Source organism: Streptomyces sp. NPDC051567 (assembly GCF_044454165.1).
In the GTDB taxonomy this organism is placed as follows: Bacteria; Actinomycetota; Actinomycetes; order Streptomycetales; family Streptomycetaceae; genus Streptomyces.
The window spans coordinates 1-1,361 of the sequence record NZ_JBITDK010000067.1; the positions used below are offsets into that span (position 1 = coordinate 1).

Here is a 1,361-nt window from a genome sequence, read left to right on the forward strand (position 1 = left end):
CGTGCGCAAGGTGCTCATCGCCAACCGTGGCGAAATCGCTGTCCGCGTTGCCCGGGCCTGCCGGGACGCCGGGATCACCAGCGTAGCCGTCTACGCCGATCCGGACCGGGACGCCCTGCACGTCCGCGCGGCCGACGAAGCGTTCGCCCTGGGCGGTGACACCCCCGCCACCAGCTACCTGGACATCACCAAAGTCCTCCAGGCAGCCACCGACTCCGGCGCCGACGCCATCCACCCCGGATACGGCTTCCTCTCCGAGAACGCCGACTTCGCCCAGGCCGTCCTCGACGCAGGCCTCACCTGGATCGGCCCCCCGCCACAGGCCATCCGCGACCTCGGCGACAAAGTCGCCGCCCGCCACATCGCCCAACGCGCCGGAGCCCCCCTCGTCGCCGGCACCCCCGACCCCGTCACCGGCCCCGACGAAGCCACCGCCTTCGCCCGCACCCACGGCCTGCCCATCGCCATCAAAGCCGCCTTCGGCGGCGGCGGACGCGGCCTCAAAGTCGCCCGCACCCTCGAAGAGATCCCCGAACTCTACGACTCCGCCGTCCGCGAAGCCGTCGCCGCCTTCGGCCGCGGCGAATGCTTCGTCGAGCGCTACCTCGACAAACCCCGCCACGTCGAAACCCAGTGCCTCGCCGACACCCACGGCAACGTCGCCGTCATCTCCACCCGCGACTGCTCCCTCCAGCGACGCCACCAGAAACTCGTCGAGGAAGCCCCCGCACCCTTCCTGACCGACACCCAGAACACCCAGCTCTACACAGCCTCCAAAGCCATCCTCAAAGAAGCCGGCTACGTCGGCGCCGGCACCGTCGAGTTCCTCGTCGCCAACGACGGCACCATCTCCTTCCTCGAAGTCAACACCCGCCTCCAGGTCGAACACCCCGTCACCGAAGAAGTCACCGGCATCGACCTCGTCCGCGAAATGTTCCGCATCGCCGACGGCGAACCCCTCGGCTACACCGACCCACCCCTGCGCGGCCACTCCATCGAGTTCCGCATCAACGGCGAGGACCCCGGCCGCGGCTTCCTCCCCGCCCCCGGCACCGTCACCCGCTTCACACCCCCCACCGGACCCGGCGTCCGCCTCGACACCGGCGTCGAAACCGGCTCGGTCATCGGACCCGCCTGGGACTCCCTCCTCGCCAAACTCATCATCACCGGCGCCACCCGCGAACAAGCCCTCCAACGAGCCGCCCGCGCCCTCGACGAATTCCACATCGACGGCATGGCCACCGCCCTCCCCTTCCACCGCGCCGTCGTCACCGACCCCGCCTTCAACCCCCGACCCGGCCACCCCTTCACCATCTACACCCGCTGGATCGAAACCGACTTCACCAACACCATCCCCGCGT

1 protein-coding gene is annotated in these 1,361 nt (G+C 69.8%); it reads left to right on the forward strand.

Annotation, left to right across the window (positions count from 1 at the left end):
- Window position 1: 1 nt before the first annotated feature.
- Window positions 2–1,361, forward strand: a 1,360-nt coding sequence (locus tag ACIA5F_RS30925; RefSeq protein WP_399358791.1) for an acetyl/propionyl/methylcrotonyl-CoA carboxylase subunit alpha, incomplete at its 3' end; no start/stop codon positions are given.